We start from the raw sequence: 19,518 nt of genomic DNA on the forward strand, positions 1-19,518 counted from the left end.
TGTTCGTTGCGTGACCGCTGTCGTTCCGCCCGTTGCCGACGTGCCCGCCGAGCTCCGCACCGTGGCCTCGCCCTGGACGCTCGGCCCCCTGCACCTGTCCAACCGGGTGGTGATGGGGTCGATGCACACCGGACTCGAGGTCCTGGACGACGGCGGGGTCGCGATGGCCGAGTTCTACCGGGAGCGTGCTGCCGGCGGTGCCGCGTGCATCATCACCGGGGGGATCGCGGTGAGCGACGAGGCCCGCGGCGGCCCGGACTTCGCCGTGTTCGGGGTCGGCGGTGCGGACGAACGCTTCCGCCGGGCGGTCGCGGCCGTGCACGACGAGGGCGGCACCGTCCTGGCGCAGTTGTTCCATGCCGGCCGCTACGCGCTCGTCGGCGGTCTGACGGACCGCTCCGGTCGACCGCAGCGCGCCGTGGCCCCCTCGGCGCTGCCCTGGGCGGCCGCGCGGGGCGTGCTGCCGGAGGAACTGACCGCGGACGAGGTCCGGCGGACGATCGAGGACTTCGCGACGGCCGCCCGGACCGCCGCGGCGATCGGCTTCGACGGCGTCGAGATCATGGCCTCCGAGGGGTACCTCGTCAACCAGTTCCAGTCGCCGCTGACGAACCTGCGCGACGACGAGTGGGGCGGGACCCCCGAGCGTCGGCGTCGTTTCGCGGTCGAGGTCGTCCGGGCCGTCCGCGCCGCGGTGCCCGACCTCGCCGTCACGGTCCGACTCTCCGGCGCCGACTTGATGCCGGGGTCCTCCACCGACGCGGACGTCGACGCCCTGGTGCGCGAACTGCTGCCGCTCGGACTCGACGCGATCTCGGTCGGCATCGGCTGGCACGAGTCGCGGACCCCGACGATCCAGGCGTCCGTGCCACACGGCGCGTGGATCGAGCAGGCGGCGCGGATCGCGGACGTGGTCCGGGCCTCCGACCACCCGGAGGTGCGGGTGATCGCGTCGAACCGGATGACGGACCTGCGTGACGGCGAAGCGGTCCTCGCCGACGGTCGGATCGACGCGGTGGCGCTCGCCCGGCCGTTCCTCGCCGACGCGGGGCTCGTCGAACGCTCCCTGGCCGGACGGTTCGACCTCGTGAACACCTGCATCGGGTGCAACCAGGCGTGCCTCGACCGGTCCGTCGTCGGCGCGCCGGTGTCGTGCCTGGTGAACCCGCGGGCCGCGCGCGAGGTGCAGTTCCCGCTCCGTCCGACGACCGCGCCGAAGCGTGTGGACGTCGTCGGCGGGGGACCGGCTGGGCTCGCCGCCGCCGTCGACGCTGCTCGGCGTGGACACGACGTCCGGCTCTGGGAAGCGTCGGACGTCCTCGGCGGACAGTTCGGACTCGCCGCCGAGATCCCGGGGAAAGAGGACTACGCCGGCCCCGTGCAGGCCGCGCGCGCCGAACTGGTGGAACGGGGCGCGACGATCCACCTGGGTCGCGCCGCCACCCTGACGGACCTCGGGGACAGCGACGCCGTCGTGCTCGCGTCGGGGGTGACCCCGCGCGTGGTCGACCTCCCCGGAGCGGACCTGCCGCACGTCCTGACCTACGAGCAGGCCCTCCGCGACGGCGTGCCCGACGGGACGGTCGCGGTGATCGGCGGCGGCGGGATCGGCGTCGACACCGCGGCGTTCCTCACCGAGTCCCCGGACGAGGCGGTCCGCGCCACCGAGTTCGGCGCGCGCTGGCAGGTGCCGGTCTCCGACGAACTCGTCGGGGACCGGCCGCAGCGCCAGCCCACCGCGCACCGTACCGTGCGGCCCGGGTCCCAGGTCACGGTGCTCCGCCGGACCGGGAAGTTCGGGCAGGGGATCGGCCTCACCTCACGCTGGGTCGCGCTCGGACGGCTCCGGGACGCCGGGGTCCGCATGGTCGGCGGGGTGCAGGAGTACCTGCGGATCGAGCCCGGCCGGCTCTGGATCCGGGACGAGTCCGGCAACGACGTCGCGGTGCCGGCCGACGTCGTCGTGGTGTGTGCCGGACAGGAGGCGCGGGACGAGTTGGCCACGGGCCTCCAGGCCGCAGACGTCCCGTACGCGGTCGTCGGCGGAGCACGGGACGCCCGCAGCGTCGATGCGGTCCGGGCCACGAGCGAGGCCCTCGAGGCCGTCCGACGCCTGGCGCCGTAGCGGTCCGCCGACGCGCCGCGAGACGTGGCTCGCTTCCCGCTCCGGAATCTGCAAGAATGAACGGTCGAATCGTGTCCGCTCGACCCTCTATCCAGCGGATCACGATCTCATCGAGCTTCCACCGTGTGTGCCCCCACGCCCGCGGTTCCGGTTCAACCACAACACGTACGCAACAGGAGTCATTGTGGCTGTCAAGATCCGTCTCAAGCGCCTCGGCAAGATCCGAGCGCCCTACTACCGCATCGTCGTCGCCGACTCGCGCACCAAGCGCGACGGTCGCGTGATCGAGGAGATCGGCAAGTACCACCCCACCGAGGAGCCCTCGTTCATCGAGGTGCAGTCCGAGCGTGCGCAGTACTGGCTCAGCGTCGGTGCGCAGCCGACCGAGCAGGTCGCCGCGCTCCTCAAGCTGACCGGTGACTGGGCCAAGTTCAAGGGCGAGAAGGACACCGAGTCCAAGGTCAAGGTCCGCGAGCCGAAGCCGGCCTTCACGGTCGACAGCTCCAAGAAGGCCGTCCTCAAGCCCAAGTCGGAGAAGACGGCCCCCGCCGCTCCGGCCGCAGCCGAGACCGCCGACGAGACGACCGAGGCGTAGTCCTTGCTCGAATCCGCGCTGACGCACCTCGTCAAGGGGATCGTCGATCACCCTGACGACGTGCGCGTCGCCAGCTCCACCTCTGCGCGTGGCGAGGTCCTCGAGGTGCGTGTGCACCCCGAGGACCTCGGCCGCGTGATCGGTCGCGCCGGTCGCACTGCGAAGGCGCTCCGCACGCTCGTCACGGCCCTGGCCGACGGCAAGCGCGTGCGGGTCGACGTGGTGGACAGCGATTCCTAGGGAGACGACCCAGCTCCGGGTGGGTCGCATCACGAAGGCGCACGGGCTCAAGGGCGGCATCAAGCTCGAGCTCTACACCGACGACCCGGATCGTCGGTTCACGCCGGGAGCGGTCTTCACGCTCCAGGTCCCCGACGACTCTCCCTGGTCGGGGAAGACCATCGCGCTCGATGAGTTGCGCTGGTACAACTCGCACCCGGTCGCCTTCTTCGAGGGCATCGCCGACCGGAGCGCCGCCGAGACCCTCGCGCGCGCCATCCTCTGGGTCGAGCAGGACACCGAGGAAGAGACCGGCGAGGACGACGCCTGGTACGACCACCAGCTGGTCGGCCTGAAGGTGCTCCGCGACGGCGTGCAGGTCGGCACCGTCGCTCGGGTCGACCACATGCCGGCCCAGGACCTGCTCGCGGTGGACACCGAGTCCCGCGGAGAGGTCCTCGTGCCCTTCGTCGCGGCGATCGTCCCCGCGGTCGACCTGGAAGCCGGCACCGTCACGGTGACGCCCCCGACGGGTCTGTTCGAGGACCCCGAGGACCTGAGCCGTCCCGAGACGGTGACGCCGTCCGAGCCGGCTCCCGAAGCGCCGGCTCCCGACACCGAGGACTGATCCGTGCGGATCGACATCGTCACGATCTTCCCGGAGTTCTTCGGGGTGCTCGACGTCTCCCTGCTCGGCAAGGCACGGCAGGGCGGCCTGCTCGACCTGCACGTCCACGACCTGCGGTCGTGGACGACCGACCGCCACCGGACGGTCGACGACACCCCGTACGGCGGCGGCGCCGGCATGGTCATGAAGCCCGAACCGTGGGCCGAGGCGCTGTCCTCGATCCTGCGGTCCGACGGCTCCTCCACCCTCGTCGTCCCGACGCCCGCGGGCGCGCCGTTCCGCCAGACCATCGCGCGGTCCCTCGCCGAGCACGAGCACCTCGTCTTCGCCTGCGGACGGTACGAGGGGATCGACGCCCGGGTGTTCGAGTGGGCCGCGACCCGCAGCACCGTCGTCGAGCTCTCGCTCGGGGACTACGTCCTGAACGGCGGTGAGGTCGCGGCGATGGCCATGATCGAGGCCGTCGGCCGGCTGGTCCCCGGTGTGGTCGGCAACCCCGAGTCCCTGGTCGAGGAGTCCCACGAGGACGGCCTGCTCGAGTACCCCTCGTACACGAAGCCGGCGTCCTGGCGTGGTCTCGACGTACCCGACGTCCTGCTCAGCGGGCACCACGGCCGGGTCGCCGCGTGGCGGCACGACCAGCAGGTGGAACGGACGCGACGCGTCCGGCCGGACCTGCTGCCGGACTGAGCGGGTCGCGCACCGACCACGGACACCACGGGAGGCCCGTCACCAGCTGGTGACGGGCCTCCCGTGACGTCTGTGGTCCCGGGTCAGGCGTCGCGCTGGGCGCGACGGAGCGTCAGGACCTCGGGGCCCTGCTCGGTCACCGCGACCGTGTGCTCGACGTGCGCCGCGCGCGAGCCGTCGACGCTGCGGAGGGTCCAGCCGTCCTCGTCCTGGTAGAGCTCGTCCGTGCCCCGCATGAGCCAGGGTTCGATGGCGACGACCAGGCCGGGGCGGAGCTTCAGGCCGCGGCCGGGCCGCCCGTCGTTCGGGACGTGCGGGTCGCCGTGCATGGTGTGTCCGACGCCGTGGCCACCGAACTGCAGGTTCACGTCGTAGCCGGCACCGCGGGCGACCGAACCGATCGCGGCCGAGACGTCACCGAGCTTGTTGCCGGGTGCCGCCTGCGCGATGCCCGCGGCCAGGCACTGCTCGACGGTCGCGATGAGTCGCTGGTCCTCGTCGCGCGGGGTGCCGACCTGGACCGTGACGGCGGAGTCCGCCACCCAGCCGTCGACGCTCGCCGCGAAGTCCAGGCTGACCAGGTCGCCGTCCTGCAGCACGAGGTCGTACGGCAGACCGTGCAGGGCGGCGTCGTTCACCGAGGTGCAGAGGTTCTTGCCGAAGGGCGACTTGCCGAACGACGGGTGGTAGTCGACGTAGCAGCTCTCCGCGCCGCGCTCGGCGATCATGCGCGCGGCGACGCGGTCCAGGTCGAGCAGGTTCACACCGACGTCCACGGTCTCGAGCAGGGCGTCCAGGACGTCGGCGACGAAGCGGCCCGCGACGCGCAGTCCGTCGAGTTCGGCGGGGGTGCGGAGTTCGATCATGGGACCATCCTGCCGGTTGGCCGCAGTGCACTTGTTGTGGCATGATGATCGATCGTGCCCTGGCTGGACTCTGCCACGGGGGAGTCGCCGACACCGGGCACGTCTCGTTCTTTCCGAAATCGATCCGCGGCGACCCGTGTGCGTCCGCAGGAAGTGACACCATCATGCAGCTCCTCGACCACGTGACCGCCGGTGCCCTGCGCACCGACCACCCTGACTTCCGCCCCGGCGACACCGTCAAGGTCCACGTCAACATCGTCGAAGGCACGCGCTCGCGTGTCCAGGTATTCCAGGGCGTCGTCATCGGCCGCCAGGGCCACGGCATCGGCGAGACCTTCACGGTCCGCAAGGTGAGCTTCCAGGTCGGCGTCGAGCGCATGTTCCCCGTGCACTCCCCGATCATCGACCACGTCGAGATCGTCACCCGCGGTGACGTCCGTCGCGCGAAGCTCTACTACCTCCGCGAACTCCGCGGCAAGGCGGCCCGCCGCAAGATCAAGGAGAAGCGCGACAACTGATCGCCTTCACAGGGAGCGCCGGGAAGCCGGTTCCTCTGCGAGCCCCTCGCCCATGTACGGTTGTGCATCGGCGGGGGGCTCGTTCGTTCCTGGAGTCCGTCGCCACCGGGGCAGAACCATCTCGGGAGCAGTGCCGGGAACAGGTCGACGAGAGCGGAAATGACGGACACGACAGAGGGTGGAGCCCGTCGGCCCCGAACGGCGAAGAAGCCGCGCAACGGGGTCCTGACCTTCCTGCGGGACCTCGTCATCATCTTCATCGCGGCCCTCCTGGTCTCCTTCCTGGTCAAGACGTTCCTGATCCGGTCGTTCTACATCCCGTCCGAGTCGATGCAGAACACGCTGCAGGTCAACGACCGCGTGATCGTCAACGAACTGGTCCCCGGGGCCGTCAAGCTGCAGCGCGGAGACGTCGTCGTGTTCAAGGACCCGGGCGGGTGGCTCACCGGAGAGACCCTGCCGAACGTCCAGCCGACGACCTCGATCGGCAAGGCGGCCGACTGGCTGCTCACGCAGGTCGGACTGGGCACCGGCGACAGCGATGACCACCTCATCAAGCGGGTCATCGGGCTGCCGGGCGACACCGTGAGCTGCTGCAACGACCTCGGGCAGATGTCCGTCAACGGGGTCCCGCTCACCGAGCCGTACCTCAAGCTGCCTGCGGGCGACACCCGTGCGTCGCAGACCGACTTCTCGGTCACCGTGCCGAAGGGCACCATCTGGGTGATGGGCGACAACCGCAACAACTCGCGTGACTCCCGGTACAACGGCGACACCCCGTCGAAGGGGTTCGTGCCACTGTCCGACGTCACCGGTCGGGCTTTCGTGATCTCGTGGCCGACCAACCGCTGGACCTGGCTCGACGACCACCCCGAGGTCTTCGCCGGCGTGGAGGAGCGGGACGAGTGAGCCAGGTCCGGCCCTCGCTCCGGCTCGAGAAGTCGCTCCTCGCCGCGGGACGGGTCACCGTCATCGGCGTCGACGAGGTCGGCAGGGGAGCGATCGCCGGTCCGGTCGGGGTCGGCGTCGCCGCCGTCACGCTCGACGTACGACGGGTGCCGCAGGGCCTCGCCGATTCCAAGCTGCTCAGCCAGGCCCGGCGGGAGGCGCTGGTCCCAGTGGTGACACGCTGGGCGCGGACCGCGGTCGGGATGGCGTCGGCCCAGGTCGTCGACGAGCAGGGCATCGTCGCCGCGCTCGGTCTGGCCGGAGCCAGTGCGATCGGGGCGCTCGTGCAGGACGGCGTCCCGCTCGAGGGTGCCGTGGTCGTCCTCGACGGGTCGTTCGACTGGCTCACCCGTGCGCTGCCGGCCGAACACCGGTCGCTCGACGTCCAGGTGCGTGTGAAGGCCGACCGTGACTGTGCTTCCGTCGCAGCGGCGTCCGTCGTGGCCAAGGTCGCGCGCGACGACCTGATGATCGCGGCCCACGACGAGGCGCCGCACTACGCGTGGGCCTCGAACAAGGGCTACGGGTCGAGTGCGCACTACGACGCCATCCGCGCGGTCGGCCCGCACGAGCTGCACCGGAAGACCTGGTTGCATGCGGCGTCGAGTGTCGCGCTCGACGGGTTCGAGGAACTGGGCGCGGTCGGCGGCTGAGCGTGACGGTGCTCCTGTGCCGACGGGTGCGGGTCGTGCGTGCTCGCGCGGTTCTGCACGGTCGGGCGGTCAGGAGGCCGTGGTCGCTCTAGACTGGGCGGGCCATGGATGACGAAGAATTCGACGACTACGACCGCGAGGTCGAACTGGCCCTGTACCGCGAGTACCGCGACGTCGTGGGGCAGTTCCGGTACGTGGTCGAGACCGAGCGGCGGTTCTACCTGGCGAACGAGGTCGAACTCGTCCGCCGGGACACCGAGCATGACTTCTACTTCGAATTGACGATGAACGACGTGTGGGTCTGGGACGTCTACCGATCCGACCGCTTCGTGAAGTCGGTCCGGGTGTTGACGTTCAAGGACGTGAACGTCGAAGAACTCACTGCGCGTGAACTCGAACTCCCGAAGGAACTCGCACTCGACGAGTAGGGCTCGCCGGGGAATGTGACCCTTCGGCATTGTGCTGCGATACTCTGAGTTGCAATCCCGACTCTGAAGGAGTGAGAAATGGCGCAGAAGGTCACTGTCCAGCTCGTCGACGATCTCGACGATTCGCCGATCGCCGCTGGCGATGGCCGCACGGTCGAGTTCGCGTTCGACGGTTCGTCGTACGAGATCGACTTGTCGAACGACAACGTCGACAAGTTCCGGGATGCGATCTCGGACTACATCGCCGCGGCCCGCAAGACCGCTGGTCGTCGCACCGGTTCAACGGGCAAGAGCCCGTCGGCCCCGAAGCGCGGGAACTCCGAGGAACTCGGCAAGATCCGGGAGTGGGCGAAGGAGAACGGGTACGAGGTTTCTTCTCGTGGTCGTATCTCGACGCAGGTGCAGGAAGCGTACGCAGCCGCTCACTGAGCATCCGACCGGCGTTGGGTCGCTGGTCACGGCAGGAGCCGGACATTCCGTGAGGGATTGTCCGGCTTTTGTCATGGTGCGCGACATGTCCATGCAATTGTTCCTGCACAGGACGGTCGTTCCGCTCCTCTGTCCACAGATTTGCGGTGCCGACTCGATCGATTCCTGACCCGGTTCATCGTTGGTCCATGACGAAGCGTGCAGACCGACCGGATGCCGACCGCTGCCGTCCCGGTGCTGATCCGCGCCGTGCGACGGGCAATGCCGGAGAAGACCACGCCGTGGAATGGCTCGAGCGCCACGGGTTCTCGATCATCGACCGGAACTGGCGATGTGCGCGCGGAGAAGTGGACATCGTTGCGCGAGAGGACGACACGATCGTCTTCATCGAGGTGAAGAGCCGTACCGGGCAGAGCGCCGGACACCCGTTCGAGGCCGTGACGCCTCGCAAGCTCGCACGGATCCGACAGCTCGTCCCCGCATGGTTCCACGCGCACCGCGACCAGACGGCGCGAGCGATCCGGATCGACTGCATCGCCGTGACCATGGTCGCGGACCACGTGGCGATCGAACACGTCGAGGCACTCGGGTGAGCGACATCGGACGGACCTCGGCGGTCGCGCTGGTCGGGGTGCAGGGCAGCCTCGTCGAGGTGGAGGCGCACCTCACCAGCCAGCTGCCCGCGTTCAGCATCATCGGGTTGCCGGACACCTCGCTCGGGGAAGCCCGCGAACGAGTGCGGTCGGCAGCCGCGATGGCGGACTGCCCGCTGCCCTCACGGCGGATCACGGTCAACCTCACCCCGGCGAGCGTTCCGAAGCGCGGGTCCGGGTTCGATCTGGCGATCGCGATGGCCGTCCTCGCCGCCGCCGGTACCGCTCCCGGGGCCGACCGCCGTGTGGTCTACGTCGGGGAACTCGGACTGGACGGGCGGGTGCGACCAGTGCCGGGGATCATCCCGGTGGTCCTGGCCGCGCGCGCCGCCGGGATCGAACGTGTCGTACTGCCGGTGGGCAACCTCACCGAGGCGCGGGTCGTGCCGGACATCGCGCTCACCGCAGTGGACTCGCTCCGCTCGGCGGCGATCGACGCGGGGGCCGACCTGCCGGCGGGCTTCGCCGACCCCGTCCTGCCGCCACCAGTCCCGGACGACACGCTCCCGTCGCTGGAGCTCGCGGACGTGGTCGGCAACGCGATCGGCGTGCGTGCGGTCATCGCCGCGGCGGCCGGCGGGCATCACGTGCTGCTGCTGGGACCACCGGGCGCCGGCAAGACGATGCTCGCCGAACGGCTTCCGGCCCTGCTGCCCGACCTGGACCCGGACGCCGCGCTCGAGGTCGCGGCAGTCCGCTCCGTCGCCGGCCACGGGGAGCGCTCGTGGACACTGCGACCGCCGTGGGAGGCCCCGCACCACTCCGCCTCGGCCGCCGCCCTGATCGGCGGGGGGACCGGGCAGCTCCGGCCCGGTGCGGTGTCGCGAGCCACCCGCGGCGTGCTGTTCCTCGACGAGGCCACCGAGTTCCCACGGGCCGTGCTCGACGCGCTCCGACAGCCGCTAGAAGCCGGACGCATCACGGTCCACCGTGCAGGAGGGTCGGCGGAGTTCCCCGCGCGCTGCCAACTCGTGTTGGCCGCGAACCCGTGCCCGTGCGGCAACGCCGGGTCCACCGGCGGCGCCGCCTGCTCGTGCGTGCCGAGTGCGGTCCGCCGCTACCTGGGGCGGCTCTCCGGACCGCTGCTCGACCGGATCGACATCCGCGTCGCGGTCCCGCGGGTGACGACCGGCATGCTCCGGGCCGACGAGGGAGCGACGCCGACCACCACCGCCGCGCGAGGGGTTGTGCTCGACGCCCGGAGCCGGATGGGGGACCGGTTGCGGGGGACCGGCTGGACCCGGAACGCTGAGGTGACCGGGTCGTGGTTGCGCGAAGACGGCCGCGCGGCCCCCGGTGCGACGGACCTGCTCGACCGGGGGCTCGACCTCGGGACGTTGACCATGCGGGGGTGGGACCGGGTGATGCGGCTGGCGTGGACGATGGCCGACCTCGACGGGGACGACCGACCGGAGCGGCGGCACGTCGAACGGGCGCTGGCGTTGCGGACCGCGCTGTGAGCGGCGTTGCGGACTCGCGGTCGCAGCGGGATCGGGATGCCGCCCTCGACCGGCTCCGGGGCGCCTCGGCCCATCGGTCCGGCGAGCGCGACGAGGTCCTCGCCCGTGTTGCGTGGTCGACCGTCGTCGAACCGGGGGACGCCGATGCAGGACAACTCGTCGCGCGACTCGGGGCTGGCCGGTCGATCCGGGCCGCCCTCGCTGCCCTCGACTCCGGGCCTGCAGAGTTGGCGGAGCTGCTGGTCGGTGCCGGTGCCGGTGCCGGTGCTGGTGCCGGTGCTGTTGCTGGCGCGGGTGTGGGTACCGGCACGGATGCGGGAGCCCGGGGCTCCGTGGACTCCGTGGACTCCGTGGGCTCCGCTGTCGGAGCCTGCGACGAGGACGAGGTCCGCGACCGGCTGGTCGAGTCGGCGGCCGCGGCGCTCGTCCCGGCGATCGCCCGGTGGCGGCCACGGCTCCTGCGGCTCGACGTCGACGCCGTGCTGTCGGCAGCGTCCGTCATCGGGTGCGCGCTCGTCGTCCCCGGCGACCCGGACTGGCCCGCGGGCGTCGACGACCTCGGACCGCACGCCCCCCTCGTCCTCTGGCGACGCGGTGCACCGTGCACCGCCGAACGGCCCTCGGTGGCGGTCGTCGGGTCCCGGGCGAACACGGTCCTCGGCGCCGAGGCAGCGGCCGAGATCACGTCCGCCGCGGCCGACGTCGGCTGCGTGATCGTGTCCGGAGGTGCCCACGGCATCGACGCCGTCGCACACCGGGTCGCGATGGCCGCCGGAGCGCCGACGGTCGCTGTGCTCGCCGGCGGGATCGACCAGCTCTACCCGGCCGCGAACACGGCGATGCTGCGGGCTGTCGCCGAGCACGGCGCCCTGCTCGCCGAGTGTCCGCCGGGGACCCGACCCTCGCGCTGGCGGTTCCTCGCCCGCAACCGGTTGATCGCGGCCCTCGCGACCACGACCGTGATCGTCGAGGCCGGAGCCCGATCCGGGGCGCTCAACACCGCGAACCACGCCGGACAGCTCGGACGGCCGGTGTTCGCCGTGCCCGGCCCGTACTCGTCGTCCGCGTCGGTCGGATGTCACCGACTGATCGCGGACCGGCGTGCCGAGCTCGTGGTGCAGCCCCGCGACCCGGCGGAGACGGCGGTGCGCCTGTGCTCCGGGGACCGGATCGTCGCCGGGGCCGAGGTCCCGATCGCGGGCGCGCGGATCGACCCGGAGGTGCTCCGCGTGGTCGACGCCCTCGCTCCGCGTCGGCCGACACCGGCGGACGAGGTGGCTCGGCGATCGGGGTTGTCCCTCGTCGACACCACGGACGCCCTGGCGCTGGCGGAGCTGCAGGGTCTGGTGCAGCACGGCCCCGGTGGATGGACGACCTCGTGACGCGGGCGGCGGGACGAGTTCGGCGCGGGCGCGTCGATGCGCGAGCCCGCCCGGCGCGCCTACCCTGGCGTCATGCGGGACACCGAGGGCGACCGGGAGCGACAGCGCGGCATGCTCGGCGACGTCGTCCGGGTGTTCCTGGACCACTGTCGGCACGGTCGGGGCCTCAGCGAGCAGACCGTCCGGGCGTACCGCGCCGACCTCGACGACCTCGTGGCGTTCGCGGCCGAGCGCCAGGTCGTCTCGGCGGCGGGTCTCACGCTCGAGGTGCTCCGGGACTGGCTCTGGGCAGCGACGGAACGCGGCCTCGCGCGGTCGACGATCGCCCGACGCAGCGCTTCGGTCCGGGCCTTCACCCGGTGGGCGAGCGAGACCGGTGTCCTGACGGTGGACCCGGGCGTCCGGCTCCGGGCTCCGAAGGGCGCTGCGCACCTGCCCCGGGTCGTCGCGCAGGACCAGGTGCGCTCGATGCTCGACGGGCTCGCCGTCCGTGCCGCGGATGACGATCCGGCAGCGCTCCGCGACCGCGCCGTCGTCGAACTGCTCTACGCCGCCGGCATCCGGGTGAGCGAACTCGTGGGGCTCGACCTCGGGGACGTCGACCGGACCCGGCTGACCGTCCGCGTGCTGGGCAAGGGCGGCAAGGAGCGGGTCGTGCCGTTCGGTGTCCCGGCACACGACGCCCTCGAAGCGTGGCTCGACCGCGGACGCCCGGTGCTCGCCGCAGCGGCAGCCGGAGCCGCGGGCGCGGTCGGAGCCTCACACGCAGCCGGTCCGGCGGGCACCGCCCTGTTCCTCGGCGACCGGGGGGCCCGACTCGGCACCCGGAGCGCCTACCGTGTCGCCGCCCGGCTCCTCGAGGCGCTGCCCGGTGAGGGCCCGAGCGGACCGCACACCTTCCGGCACACCGCGGCGACGCATCTGCTCGACGGGGGAGCGGACCTCCGTGCGGTGCAAGAGCTCCTCGGGCACGCGAGCCTCGGCACGACGCAGATCTACACCCACGTCTCGTCGGCCCGGCTCCGCGAGGTCTACCGCACCGCTCACCCCCGCGCCTGACGGTCCGGCAGCAGCACCGGCCACGCGGGGCTCGGCAGCAGCGGCAACGGGTCGACGTACGCGCCGTCGACCCGGGCACCGAGGTGCAGGCACGACGTCGTCAGCGGGCAGTGCCCGGCGCCGACCGTCCCGACTCGATCGCCCCGACGGACGAGCGTCCCCGCTGACACCGACGGCTCGACCGGGTCGAGTGTGCTCACCAGCCCGCCGCCGTGGTCGATCGTGACGACCGTCCGTCCGCCGACCTGCCCGGCGAACGCCACCATGCCGTCCGCTGGTGCCGTCGCCGGGGTGCCGGGTGGGGCCGGGACGTCGAGCCCGCGGTGGCCCGGCCCGTAGTCGGTGGCGGGAGCGTCCCACGGCCGGAGGACGACCCGGGTCGTCGTCGGCCACGACCACGGTGCCGGTGACCCGGGGGCCGCGTGCTGCGCCGGGTCCGATGCGGCGCCGGTGCCGGCGACGAGCACCAGCAGGACGATCAGCACCGCTGTCACCAGCACCGCCAGTACCACCAGCACGGCCCTCCCCGGAGGCACCGGACCCGCACGGACCCCCACCTGCCATGCCGCCTCGCACCGTCGCATCCCGACCTCCCGCATCCCGTCCTCCCGCTTCCGCCCTTCCCGCATCCCGACCTGCGCGTCCACGTTCCCGCGTCCGACGCGGCCACGGGGCCGACCGGACGCGGTCTGTGGAGGGCGACCCGGGCCTCCCGTCCGGTGCAGGACAGGTCGGACTGCACCACACCTGATGTGCTGAGCAGTCGCGGAAGGGGTACTGTCGGGGCCGCTCCGGACACCGCAACGCCGCTCGGACGGCGATCCAGCCGACCGCCGGGGCACCGTGCAGCACCCGGCACGGCGGCGGGAACCCAGGAGCATCGTGTCGACCACGACCACCGGACACGGCGACGACCGTGCGTTCAAGGGGAAGGTCACACTGTTCGCCATCGCGGCGGCGGTCGGTGGCTTCCTCTTCGGCTTCGACTCATCCGTGATCAACGGTGCCGTCGACGCGATCAAGGGTGAGTTCGACCTCTCCGACGCCGCCAGCGGCTTCGCGGTCGCCTCGGCCCTCATCGGCTGCGCCTTCGGCGCCTACTTCGCCGGCCGCCTCGCCGACCGCTTCGGCCGCACCAAGATCATGTTCTGGGCCGCCGTCCTGTTCTTCGTGTCCTCGATCGGCAGCGCGTTCGCATTCGCGACCTGGGACCTCGTCATCTGGCGCCTCGTCGGTGGCCTCGGCATCGGCACCGCCTCGGTCATCGCACCGGCGTACATCTCCGAGGTCTCACCGAAGGCCATCCGCGGGCGTCTGGCGTCGTTCCAGCAGCTCGCCATCACGCTCGGCATCTTCGCCGCGCTGCTCTCCGACCAGCTGTTCGCCGTGACCGCTGGCAGTGCGTCCTCAGAGGTCCTGGGCCTCGCCGCCTGGCGCTGGATGTTCCTGGTCGGTGTGATCCCGTCGATCGTCTACGGCGTCCTCGCGATCACCCTGCCGGAGTCGCCGCGCTACCTGCTCACGAAGGGCCGGAGCGACGACGCGCGCGAGGTGATGGGCAAGATCGTCCCGCGCGACACGGTGAACACGAGCCTGGAGGAGATCCAGGACGGCATCAAGAAGGAAGCCAACGAGAAGAAGGGCTCCATCCGGGGCAACCGCTTCGGGCTCCAGCCGATCGTCTGGGTCGGCATCATCCTGGCCGTGCTGCAGCAGTTCGTCGGCATCAACGTGATCTTCTACTACTCGACGACGCTCTGGCAGGCGGTCGGGTTCAAGGAGGAGCAGTCCTTCCTCATCTCGACGATCACCTCGGTGGTCAACGTCGCCGTCACCTTCATCGCGATCTTCCTGGTCGACAAGGTCGGTCGGAAGCCGCTGCTCATCGCGGGTTCCGCGGGCATGTTCGTGTCGTTGACGATGGTGGCGATCGCCTTCTCGCAGGCCTCGATCGTGAACGGCGAACCGCAGCTCCCCGGAGCGTGGGGCGTCATCGCGCTGGTCTTCGCGAACCTGTTCGTCGTGTCGTTCGGCGCCACCTGGGGTCCGCTCATGTGGGTCCTGCTCGGTGAGATGTTCCCGAACCGCATCCGAGCCACAGCGCTCGGCGTCGGCTCGGCCGCCAACTGGATCGCGAACTTCATCGTCACGATCTCGTTCCCGGTGCTCTCCGGCTTCAACCTCACGGTCACGTACGGCATCTACGCGCTGTTCGCCCTGCTCTCGCTCTTCTTCGTCATCGCGAAGATCCCCGAGACGAAGGGCCGCTCCCTCGAGGAGATGGGCATCAGCGCCGAGGGCGACGCCGTGAGCGCCAAGTCCTGATCCGCTCCGTCCCCGTCCGGGAGGCCCGGATCAGGTCAGCCGCTCGGCTCGCGTGATCCGGGCCTCCCTTCTGTTAGCATTTCCCCAGCAGCGCGCCGAGCGCGCTGACTTCGCGTGTCCACGCAGTACACACGGTCATCGGTCCCGCTCTCGCGAGCGGGCGGCTGTGTGTCAGGGCACCAGGGACCATGACCTCCGGTCGTGGTCGACACAACCGCACCAGGTGCACGGTCATGCCGTGCGCCGAGAAGACAGAAGGAGGACGGCACATGGCCGTCGTCACCATCCGCCAGCTGCTCGACAGCGGCGTCCACTTCGGACACCAGACCCGTCGGTGGAACCCGAAGGTGAAGCGATTCATCCTCGCTGAGCGCTCCGGCATCCACATCATCGACCTGCAGCAGTCGCTGGCCTTCATCGACCGCGCGTACGACTTCGTCAAGGAGACGGTCTCGCACGGTGGCACGATCCTCTTCGTGGGCACCAAGAAGCAGGCGCAGGGCTCCATCGCCGAGCAGGCGACCCGCGTCGGCCAGCCGTACGTCAACCAGCGTTGGCTCGGCGGTCTGCTCACGAACTTCCAGACGGTCTCCAAGCGCCTCGCGCGCATGAAGGAGCTCGAGGAGATCGACTTCGACGACACGACGAAGGGCTTCACCAAGAAGGAGCTCCTCATCAAGAAGCGCGAGCTGGACAAGCTCCACAAGACCCTCGGTGGTATCCGCAACCTCACGCGGACCCCGAGCGCGCTCTGGATCGTCGACACCAAGAAGGAGCACCTCGCCGTCGACGAGGCGCAGAAGCTCGGGATCCCGATCATCGGCATCCTCGACACCAACTGCGACCCGGACGAGATCACGTACCCGATCCCGGGCAACGACGACGCGATCCGCTCCGTCGGTCTCCTCACCCGCATCGTCGCCGACGCGGCGGCCGAGGGTCTGAAGGCCCGTCACAACGGTGGCGACGACGACGCAGCCGCCGAGCCGCTCGCCGAGTGGGAGCAGGAGCTCCTCGGTGGCGACAGCGCGACCCCGGCCGCCGACGCCGCTCCGGAGGGCGCGACCGTCCAGGAGAACGACGCCGACGCACAGGCCGCGGCGAAGGAGATCGGCGAGCCGATCGCCGACGCCGACAAGAACGCCGAGCCGACGGCCGAGGCCGCCGCCGCTGCGGAGGCCACCCCCGCCGAGTGAGCACCCGGGGCGCCGGACCGTCACCGGTCCGGCGCCCCTGCTCCGCTCCCCACTCTCCACACACGCACAGTCCAGAAAGGACTCCAGGCAATGGCAAACTTCACCGCTGCTGACGTGAAGAAGCTCCGCGAGGACCTCGGCGCCGGCATGATGGACGCCAAGAACGCCCTCGTCGAGGCTGACGGCGACTACGACAAGGCCGTCGAACTGCTCCGCATCAAGGGCGCGAAGGCGGTCGCCAAGCGCGACGACCGTGCGACCTCGGAAGGTGTCGTCGTGGCATCGGCCGACAACGGTGCCGCCACCGTCGTCGAGCTCGCCAGCGAGACCGACTTCGTCGCCAAGAACGAGAAGTTCACGACCCTGGCCGACAAGGTGCTCGGAGCGGTCGCCGCTGCCGGGGCCACCGACGTCGCCTCCGCGAACGCCGCGCCGCTCGACGGCAAGACGGTGCTCGAGGTCGTCAACGAGAACGCCGCCGCACTCGGCGAGAAGCTCGAGGTCCGCACGGTCCGCCGTGTCGAGGGCTCGGCCTTCGAGATCTACCTGCACAAGACGAGCCAGGACCTGCCGCCGCAGATCGCCGTCGTCGTCGCGTACGAGGGTGACAACGCCGCCGAGGCGCGTTCGATCGCGCAGCACGTCGCGTTCGCGAACCCGTCGTACCTGACGCGCGCCGAGGTCCCGACCGAGGCCATCCAGAAGGAGCGCGCGACCGTCGAGGCGATCACGCGCGAAGAGGGCAAGCCCGAGGCTGCGCTCCCGAAGATCGTCGAGGGCCGCGTCAACGCCTTCATCAAGGGCATCTCGCTCCTCGACCAGGACTACGCGAAGGACAACAAGATCTCCGTCGCGAAGGCCGCCGAGAACGCCGGCATCACGATCCAGGGCTTCGCCCGCGTCAAGGTCGGCGCGTAACGAACCCATGACGGGGCCAGGAACCAACCGGTTCCTGGCCCCGTTGTCGTGCGCCCCCGCGCACCGAGTACATTTCCACGAGACCACGACGAAGGGTGCCCCGACATGACCGACGAGAAGACCGGACGCCGACGAGTCCTGCTGAAGCTGTCGGGAGAGGCGTTCGGTGCCGGATCCCTGGGCGTCAACCCGGACGTCATCAGCACCATCGCGAAGCAGATCGCCAGCGCCGCCCGAGAGGTCGAGGTCGCGATCGTCGTCGGCGGTGGCAACTTCTTCCGCGGCGCCGAGCTGTCGCAGCGCGGCATGGACCGCGGTCGCGCCGACTACATGGGGATGCTCGGCACCGTCATGAACGCCCTCGCGCTGCAGGACTTCCTCGAGCAGGCCGGCGCCGCCACGCGCGTGCAGTCGGCGATCAGCATGACCCAGGTTGCCGAGCAGTACATCCCGCGGCGTGCCGAGCGTCACCTCGAGAAGGGCCGTGTGGTCATCTTCGGCGCGGGCGCGGGCCTGCCGTACTTCTCGACCGACACCGTCGCGGCGCAGCGTGCGCTCGAGATCGGTGCCGACGAGGTGCTCGTGGCCAAGAACGGCGTCGACGGCGTGTACTCCGCGGACCCCAAGAAGGACCCGACCGCCGAGAAGTTGCACCACGTCACCTACCAGGACGCGCTGCTCAAGGGCCTCAAGGTCGTCGACGCAACGGCGTTCTCGCTCTGCATGGACAACGGCATGCCGATGCACGTCTTCGGCATGGAGGGCGAGGGCAACGTCCGCGCCGCGATCCAGGGCGAGCGCATCGGCACCGTCGTCAGCAACTGACCGGCGCACCGCCGCCGACTGACTAGACTCGACCCGTACCGAAGGAGAACCACCGTGATCAGTGACGTCATGACCGATGCGACCGAGAAGATGGCGAAGGCCGTCGACGTGGCGAAGGACGACTTCGGCACCGTGCGCACCGGACGCATCAACGCCGCGCTCTTCCAGAAGATCCCGGTCGAGTACTACGGGTCCCCGACCCCCCTCGCGCAGCTCGCGTCCCTGCAGACGCCGGAAGCCCGCACGCTCATCGTGACGCCGTACGACAAGACGGCGCTCAAGGAGATCGAACGTGCCATCGCGACCTTCCCGAACCTCGGTGCGAGCCCGACCAACGACGGCGAGATCGTCCGCGTGACGATCCCCGAGCTCTCGGCCGAGCGCCGCAAGGAGTTCGTGAAGATCGTCAAGAGCAAGGGTGAGGACCACAAGGTCGTCCTGCGCAACATCCGCCGCAAGGCGAAGGACGACCTCGACGCGCTGAAGGGCGAGGTGTCCGACGACGACATCGCCCGCAGCGACAAGGAGCTCGACGTCCTGACGAAGAAGCACGTCGACCAGATCGACGAGGCGCTGAAGAAGAAGGAAGCCGAACTCCTCGAGGTCTGATGCGCCGTCCCGACCAGGGCGACGACCGCCCCACATCTGATGACCGCCGCACGTCGGGGTTCCGACAGGACTTCGACGCGCGGGCGAGGGCGGCCCGGAACGACTTCGAGGCGCAGATCCGTCAGCGCCGAGCGGAGTTCGGTGCGCGGAACGAGGCACTGACGGCGCGGACCGGGCGGAACCTGCCGGCAGCCATCGCGATCGCCCTGGCGTTCGCGGTGGTCATGCTCGGGTCGCTGCTGCTGTACACGCCGTCGTTCATGGTCGTGGCCGCGTTCCTGCTCGGGCTCGGCGTCTACGAACTGGCGAGCGCGATGCGGTTCGCCGGTCGTGACGTCCCCCGGATCCCGAGCGTCGCGGTCGCGATCGCCACGGTGCCGGCGGCGTTCCTGGGCGGGCAGATCTGGGCGCTGTTCACGCTGCTCGGCGGTGTGGTGTTCATCTCGCTCTGGCGTCTCGTCGAGGTCGCGGTGTCGCGCACGAAGCCGCCGGCGGCGAGCGTGGCGCGGGACCTGACGAACGGCCTGTTCGTCCAGGCGTACGTGACCCTGCTCGGCGCCTGCGTGGTGCTGCTGTCGGCGCAGGAACAGGGGCAGCTCTGGGTCGTCGGGTTCATCCTCGTGGTCGTCGCCGTGGACACCGGGGCGTACGCCACCGGCATCAACCTCGGCAAGCACCCGATGGCTCCGCGGATCAGCCCGAAGAAGACCTGGGAGGGCTTCGGCGGCTCGGTCGGTGCGAGCATCGTCGTCGGCATCCTGGTCACCTGGCTCATGCTCGGTCTGCCCTGGTGGACCGGGATCATCCTCGGGGTGTTGATCTCCGGGTCCGCCACCCTCGGCGACCTCACCGAGTCGATGATCAAGCGAGACCTGGGCATCAAGGACATCTCGTCGTTCCTGCCCGGCCACGGGGGACTGCTCGACCGGATCGACAGCATCCTGCCGTCCGCGGCCATCGCGTACCTGATGTACCTCGTCGTCAACCACTGA

General features: G+C 70.6%; 22 protein-coding genes. 20 read left to right on the plus strand and 2 right to left on the minus strand.

Annotated elements, in window-relative coordinates; all coding sequences use genetic code 11:
- Positions 1-10: 10 nt before the first annotated feature.
- The 5 genes from DEI89_RS00200 (at position 11) to trmD (ending at position 4,257) form a co-directional block, all read left to right on the plus strand.
- Positions 11-2,125, plus strand: a complete 2,115-nt coding sequence (locus tag DEI89_RS00200; protein WP_181421430.1) for an FAD-dependent oxidoreductase — start codon at positions 11-13, stop codon at positions 2,123-2,125.
- Between the two features lie 184 nt (positions 2,126-2,309).
- Positions 2,310-2,720 carry a 30S ribosomal protein S16 gene (gene rpsP, locus DEI89_RS00205; protein WP_110902036.1) on the plus strand — a complete coding sequence of 137 codons (411 nt, stop codon included), beginning with the start codon at positions 2,310-2,312 and terminating at the stop codon, positions 2,718-2,720.
- A gap of 3 nt (positions 2,721-2,723) precedes the next feature.
- Positions 2,724-2,960: an RNA-binding protein gene (locus tag DEI89_RS00210; RefSeq protein ID WP_110826143.1), complete on the plus strand. Its 237-nt coding sequence runs from the start codon at positions 2,724-2,726 to the stop codon at positions 2,958-2,960.
- A 19-nt stretch (positions 2,961-2,979) separates the two neighbouring features.
- A complete protein-coding gene (gene rimM / locus DEI89_RS00215) occupies positions 2,980-3,567 on the plus strand; it encodes a ribosome maturation factor RimM (RefSeq protein ID WP_110902037.1) in 588 nt (195 codons plus the stop codon).
- Between the two features lie 3 nt (positions 3,568-3,570).
- Positions 3,571-4,257 carry a tRNA (guanosine(37)-N1)-methyltransferase TrmD gene (gene trmD, locus DEI89_RS00220; RefSeq protein WP_110902038.1) on the plus strand — a complete coding sequence of 229 codons (687 nt, stop codon included), beginning with the start codon at positions 3,571-3,573 and terminating at the stop codon, positions 4,255-4,257.
- An 83-nt stretch (positions 4,258-4,340) separates the two neighbouring features.
- On the opposite strand, the gene map is transcribed toward trmD, so the two are convergent.
- Complete coding sequence (gene map / locus DEI89_RS00225) at positions 4,341-5,123, minus strand: type I methionyl aminopeptidase (RefSeq protein WP_110902039.1); 783 nt, start codon at positions 5,121-5,123, stop codon at positions 4,341-4,343.
- Between the two features lie 164 nt (positions 5,124-5,287).
- Between map and rplS the strand changes: the two genes are divergently transcribed.
- From rplS to DEI89_RS00270, 9 genes are all read left to right on the plus strand, one after another.
- A complete protein-coding gene (rplS, locus tag DEI89_RS00230) occupies positions 5,288-5,641 on the plus strand; it encodes a 50S ribosomal protein L19 (RefSeq protein WP_110902040.1) in 354 nt (117 codons plus the stop codon).
- A gap of 159 nt (positions 5,642-5,800) precedes the next feature.
- Positions 5,801-6,550 (plus strand): signal peptidase I, encoded by a 750-nt coding sequence (gene lepB / locus DEI89_RS00235; protein ID WP_110902041.1) that lies wholly within the window; start codon positions 5,801-5,803, stop codon positions 6,548-6,550.
- Positions 6,547-7,242 carry a ribonuclease HII gene (locus DEI89_RS00240; RefSeq protein WP_110902042.1) on the plus strand — a complete coding sequence of 232 codons (696 nt, stop codon included), beginning with the start codon at positions 6,547-6,549 and terminating at the stop codon, positions 7,240-7,242. Before lepB ends, DEI89_RS00240 begins: the two co-directional genes overlap by 4 nt.
- Positions 7,243-7,346: 104 nt before the next feature.
- On the plus strand, positions 7,347-7,670 hold the full coding sequence (locus tag DEI89_RS00245) for a DUF2469 family protein (RefSeq protein WP_110826150.1): 324 nt from the start codon (positions 7,347-7,349) through the stop codon (positions 7,668-7,670).
- Between the two features lie 78 nt (positions 7,671-7,748).
- A complete protein-coding gene (locus tag DEI89_RS00250) occupies positions 7,749-8,099 on the plus strand; it encodes an Lsr2 family protein (RefSeq protein WP_110902043.1) in 351 nt (116 codons plus the stop codon).
- A 188-nt stretch (positions 8,100-8,287) separates the two neighbouring features.
- Positions 8,288-8,692 (plus strand): YraN family protein, encoded by a 405-nt coding sequence (locus tag DEI89_RS00255; protein WP_110902044.1) that lies wholly within the window; start codon positions 8,288-8,290, stop codon positions 8,690-8,692.
- Positions 8,689-10,212 carry a YifB family Mg chelatase-like AAA ATPase gene (locus DEI89_RS00260; RefSeq protein ID WP_258366412.1) on the plus strand — a complete coding sequence of 508 codons (1,524 nt, stop codon included), beginning with the start codon at positions 8,689-8,691 and terminating at the stop codon, positions 10,210-10,212. The genes DEI89_RS00255 and DEI89_RS00260 overlap by 4 nt, the downstream gene beginning before the upstream one ends.
- Complete coding sequence (gene dprA, locus DEI89_RS00265) at positions 10,209-11,594, plus strand: DNA-processing protein DprA (RefSeq protein ID WP_110902046.1); 1,386 nt, start codon at positions 10,209-10,211, stop codon at positions 11,592-11,594. The genes DEI89_RS00260 and dprA overlap by 4 nt, the downstream gene beginning before the upstream one ends.
- 72 nt (positions 11,595-11,666) lie before the next feature.
- Positions 11,667-12,653, plus strand: a complete 987-nt coding sequence (locus DEI89_RS00270) for a tyrosine recombinase XerC (protein ID WP_375537757.1) — start codon at positions 11,667-11,669, stop codon at positions 12,651-12,653.
- Here DEI89_RS00270 and DEI89_RS17495 read toward each other — a convergent pair.
- Positions 12,638-13,171, minus strand: coding sequence for a murein hydrolase activator EnvC (locus DEI89_RS17495; RefSeq protein ID WP_181421431.1), 534 nt, complete (start codon positions 13,169-13,171; stop codon positions 12,638-12,640). The two genes, DEI89_RS00270 and DEI89_RS17495, sit on opposite strands and share 16 nt — an antisense overlap.
- A 364-nt stretch (positions 13,172-13,535) precedes the next feature.
- On the opposite strand from DEI89_RS17495, the gene DEI89_RS00280 reads away from it, so the two are divergent.
- The 6 genes from DEI89_RS00280 to DEI89_RS00305 all read left to right on the plus strand — a co-directional run bounded on the left by DEI89_RS00280 (position 13,536) and on the right by DEI89_RS00305 (position 19,518).
- Positions 13,536-14,978, plus strand: a complete 1,443-nt coding sequence (locus DEI89_RS00280) for a sugar porter family MFS transporter (protein WP_258366090.1) — start codon at positions 13,536-13,538, stop codon at positions 14,976-14,978.
- A 269-nt stretch (positions 14,979-15,247) separates the two neighbouring features.
- The gene (gene rpsB / locus DEI89_RS00285) at positions 15,248-16,174 is read left to right on the plus strand and encodes a 30S ribosomal protein S2 (RefSeq protein ID WP_110902048.1); all 927 of its coding nucleotides are present in this window, start codon (positions 15,248-15,250) and stop codon (positions 16,172-16,174) included.
- Positions 16,175-16,264: 90 nt separating this feature from the next.
- On the plus strand, positions 16,265-17,092 hold the full coding sequence (gene tsf / locus DEI89_RS00290; RefSeq protein ID WP_110902049.1) for a translation elongation factor Ts: 828 nt from the start codon (positions 16,265-16,267) through the stop codon (positions 17,090-17,092).
- 105 nt (positions 17,093-17,197) lie between these two features.
- Positions 17,198-17,917, plus strand: coding sequence for a UMP kinase (pyrH, locus tag DEI89_RS00295; RefSeq protein ID WP_110902050.1), 720 nt, complete (start codon positions 17,198-17,200; stop codon positions 17,915-17,917).
- A 54-nt stretch (positions 17,918-17,971) separates the two neighbouring features.
- Positions 17,972-18,526 (plus strand): ribosome recycling factor, encoded by a 555-nt coding sequence (frr, locus tag DEI89_RS00300; protein WP_110902051.1) that lies wholly within the window; start codon positions 17,972-17,974, stop codon positions 18,524-18,526.
- The gene (locus tag DEI89_RS00305; protein WP_110902052.1) at positions 18,526-19,518 is read left to right on the plus strand and encodes a phosphatidate cytidylyltransferase; all 993 of its coding nucleotides are present in this window, start codon (positions 18,526-18,528) and stop codon (positions 19,516-19,518) included. Before frr ends, DEI89_RS00305 begins: the two co-directional genes overlap by 1 nt.

This window comes from Curtobacterium sp. MCBD17_030 (genome assembly GCF_003224255.1).
Lineage (GTDB): Bacteria > Actinomycetota > Actinomycetes > Actinomycetales > Microbacteriaceae > Curtobacterium.

Excerpts from the sequence above, each read along its gene's own strand:
- map (WP_110902039.1), bottom strand. The coding sequence starts at position 5,123 with ATGATCGAACTCCGCACCCCCGCCGAACTCGACGGACTGCGCGTCGCG.
- rplS (WP_110902040.1), top strand. The coding sequence starts at position 5,288 with ATGCAGCTCCTCGACCACGTGACCGCCGGTGCCCTGCGCACCGACCAC.
- lepB (WP_110902041.1), top strand. The coding sequence starts at position 5,801 with ATGACGGACACGACAGAGGGTGGAGCCCGTCGGCCCCGAACGGCGAAG.
- DEI89_RS00245 (WP_110826150.1), top strand. The coding sequence starts at position 7,347 with ATGGATGACGAAGAATTCGACGACTACGACCGCGAGGTCGAACTGGCC.
- DEI89_RS00250 (WP_110902043.1), top strand. The coding sequence starts at position 7,749 with ATGGCGCAGAAGGTCACTGTCCAGCTCGTCGACGATCTCGACGATTCG.
- DEI89_RS00255 (WP_110902044.1), top strand. The coding sequence starts at position 8,288 with ATGACGAAGCGTGCAGACCGACCGGATGCCGACCGCTGCCGTCCCGGT.
- DEI89_RS00270 (WP_375537757.1), top strand. The coding sequence starts at position 11,667 with ATGCGGGACACCGAGGGCGACCGGGAGCGACAGCGCGGCATGCTCGGC.
- rpsB (WP_110902048.1), top strand. The coding sequence starts at position 15,248 with ATGGCCGTCGTCACCATCCGCCAGCTGCTCGACAGCGGCGTCCACTTC.
- tsf (WP_110902049.1), top strand. The coding sequence starts at position 16,265 with ATGGCAAACTTCACCGCTGCTGACGTGAAGAAGCTCCGCGAGGACCTC.
- pyrH (WP_110902050.1), top strand. The coding sequence starts at position 17,198 with ATGACCGACGAGAAGACCGGACGCCGACGAGTCCTGCTGAAGCTGTCG.
- DEI89_RS00305 (WP_110902052.1), top strand. The coding sequence starts at position 18,526 with ATGCGCCGTCCCGACCAGGGCGACGACCGCCCCACATCTGATGACCGC.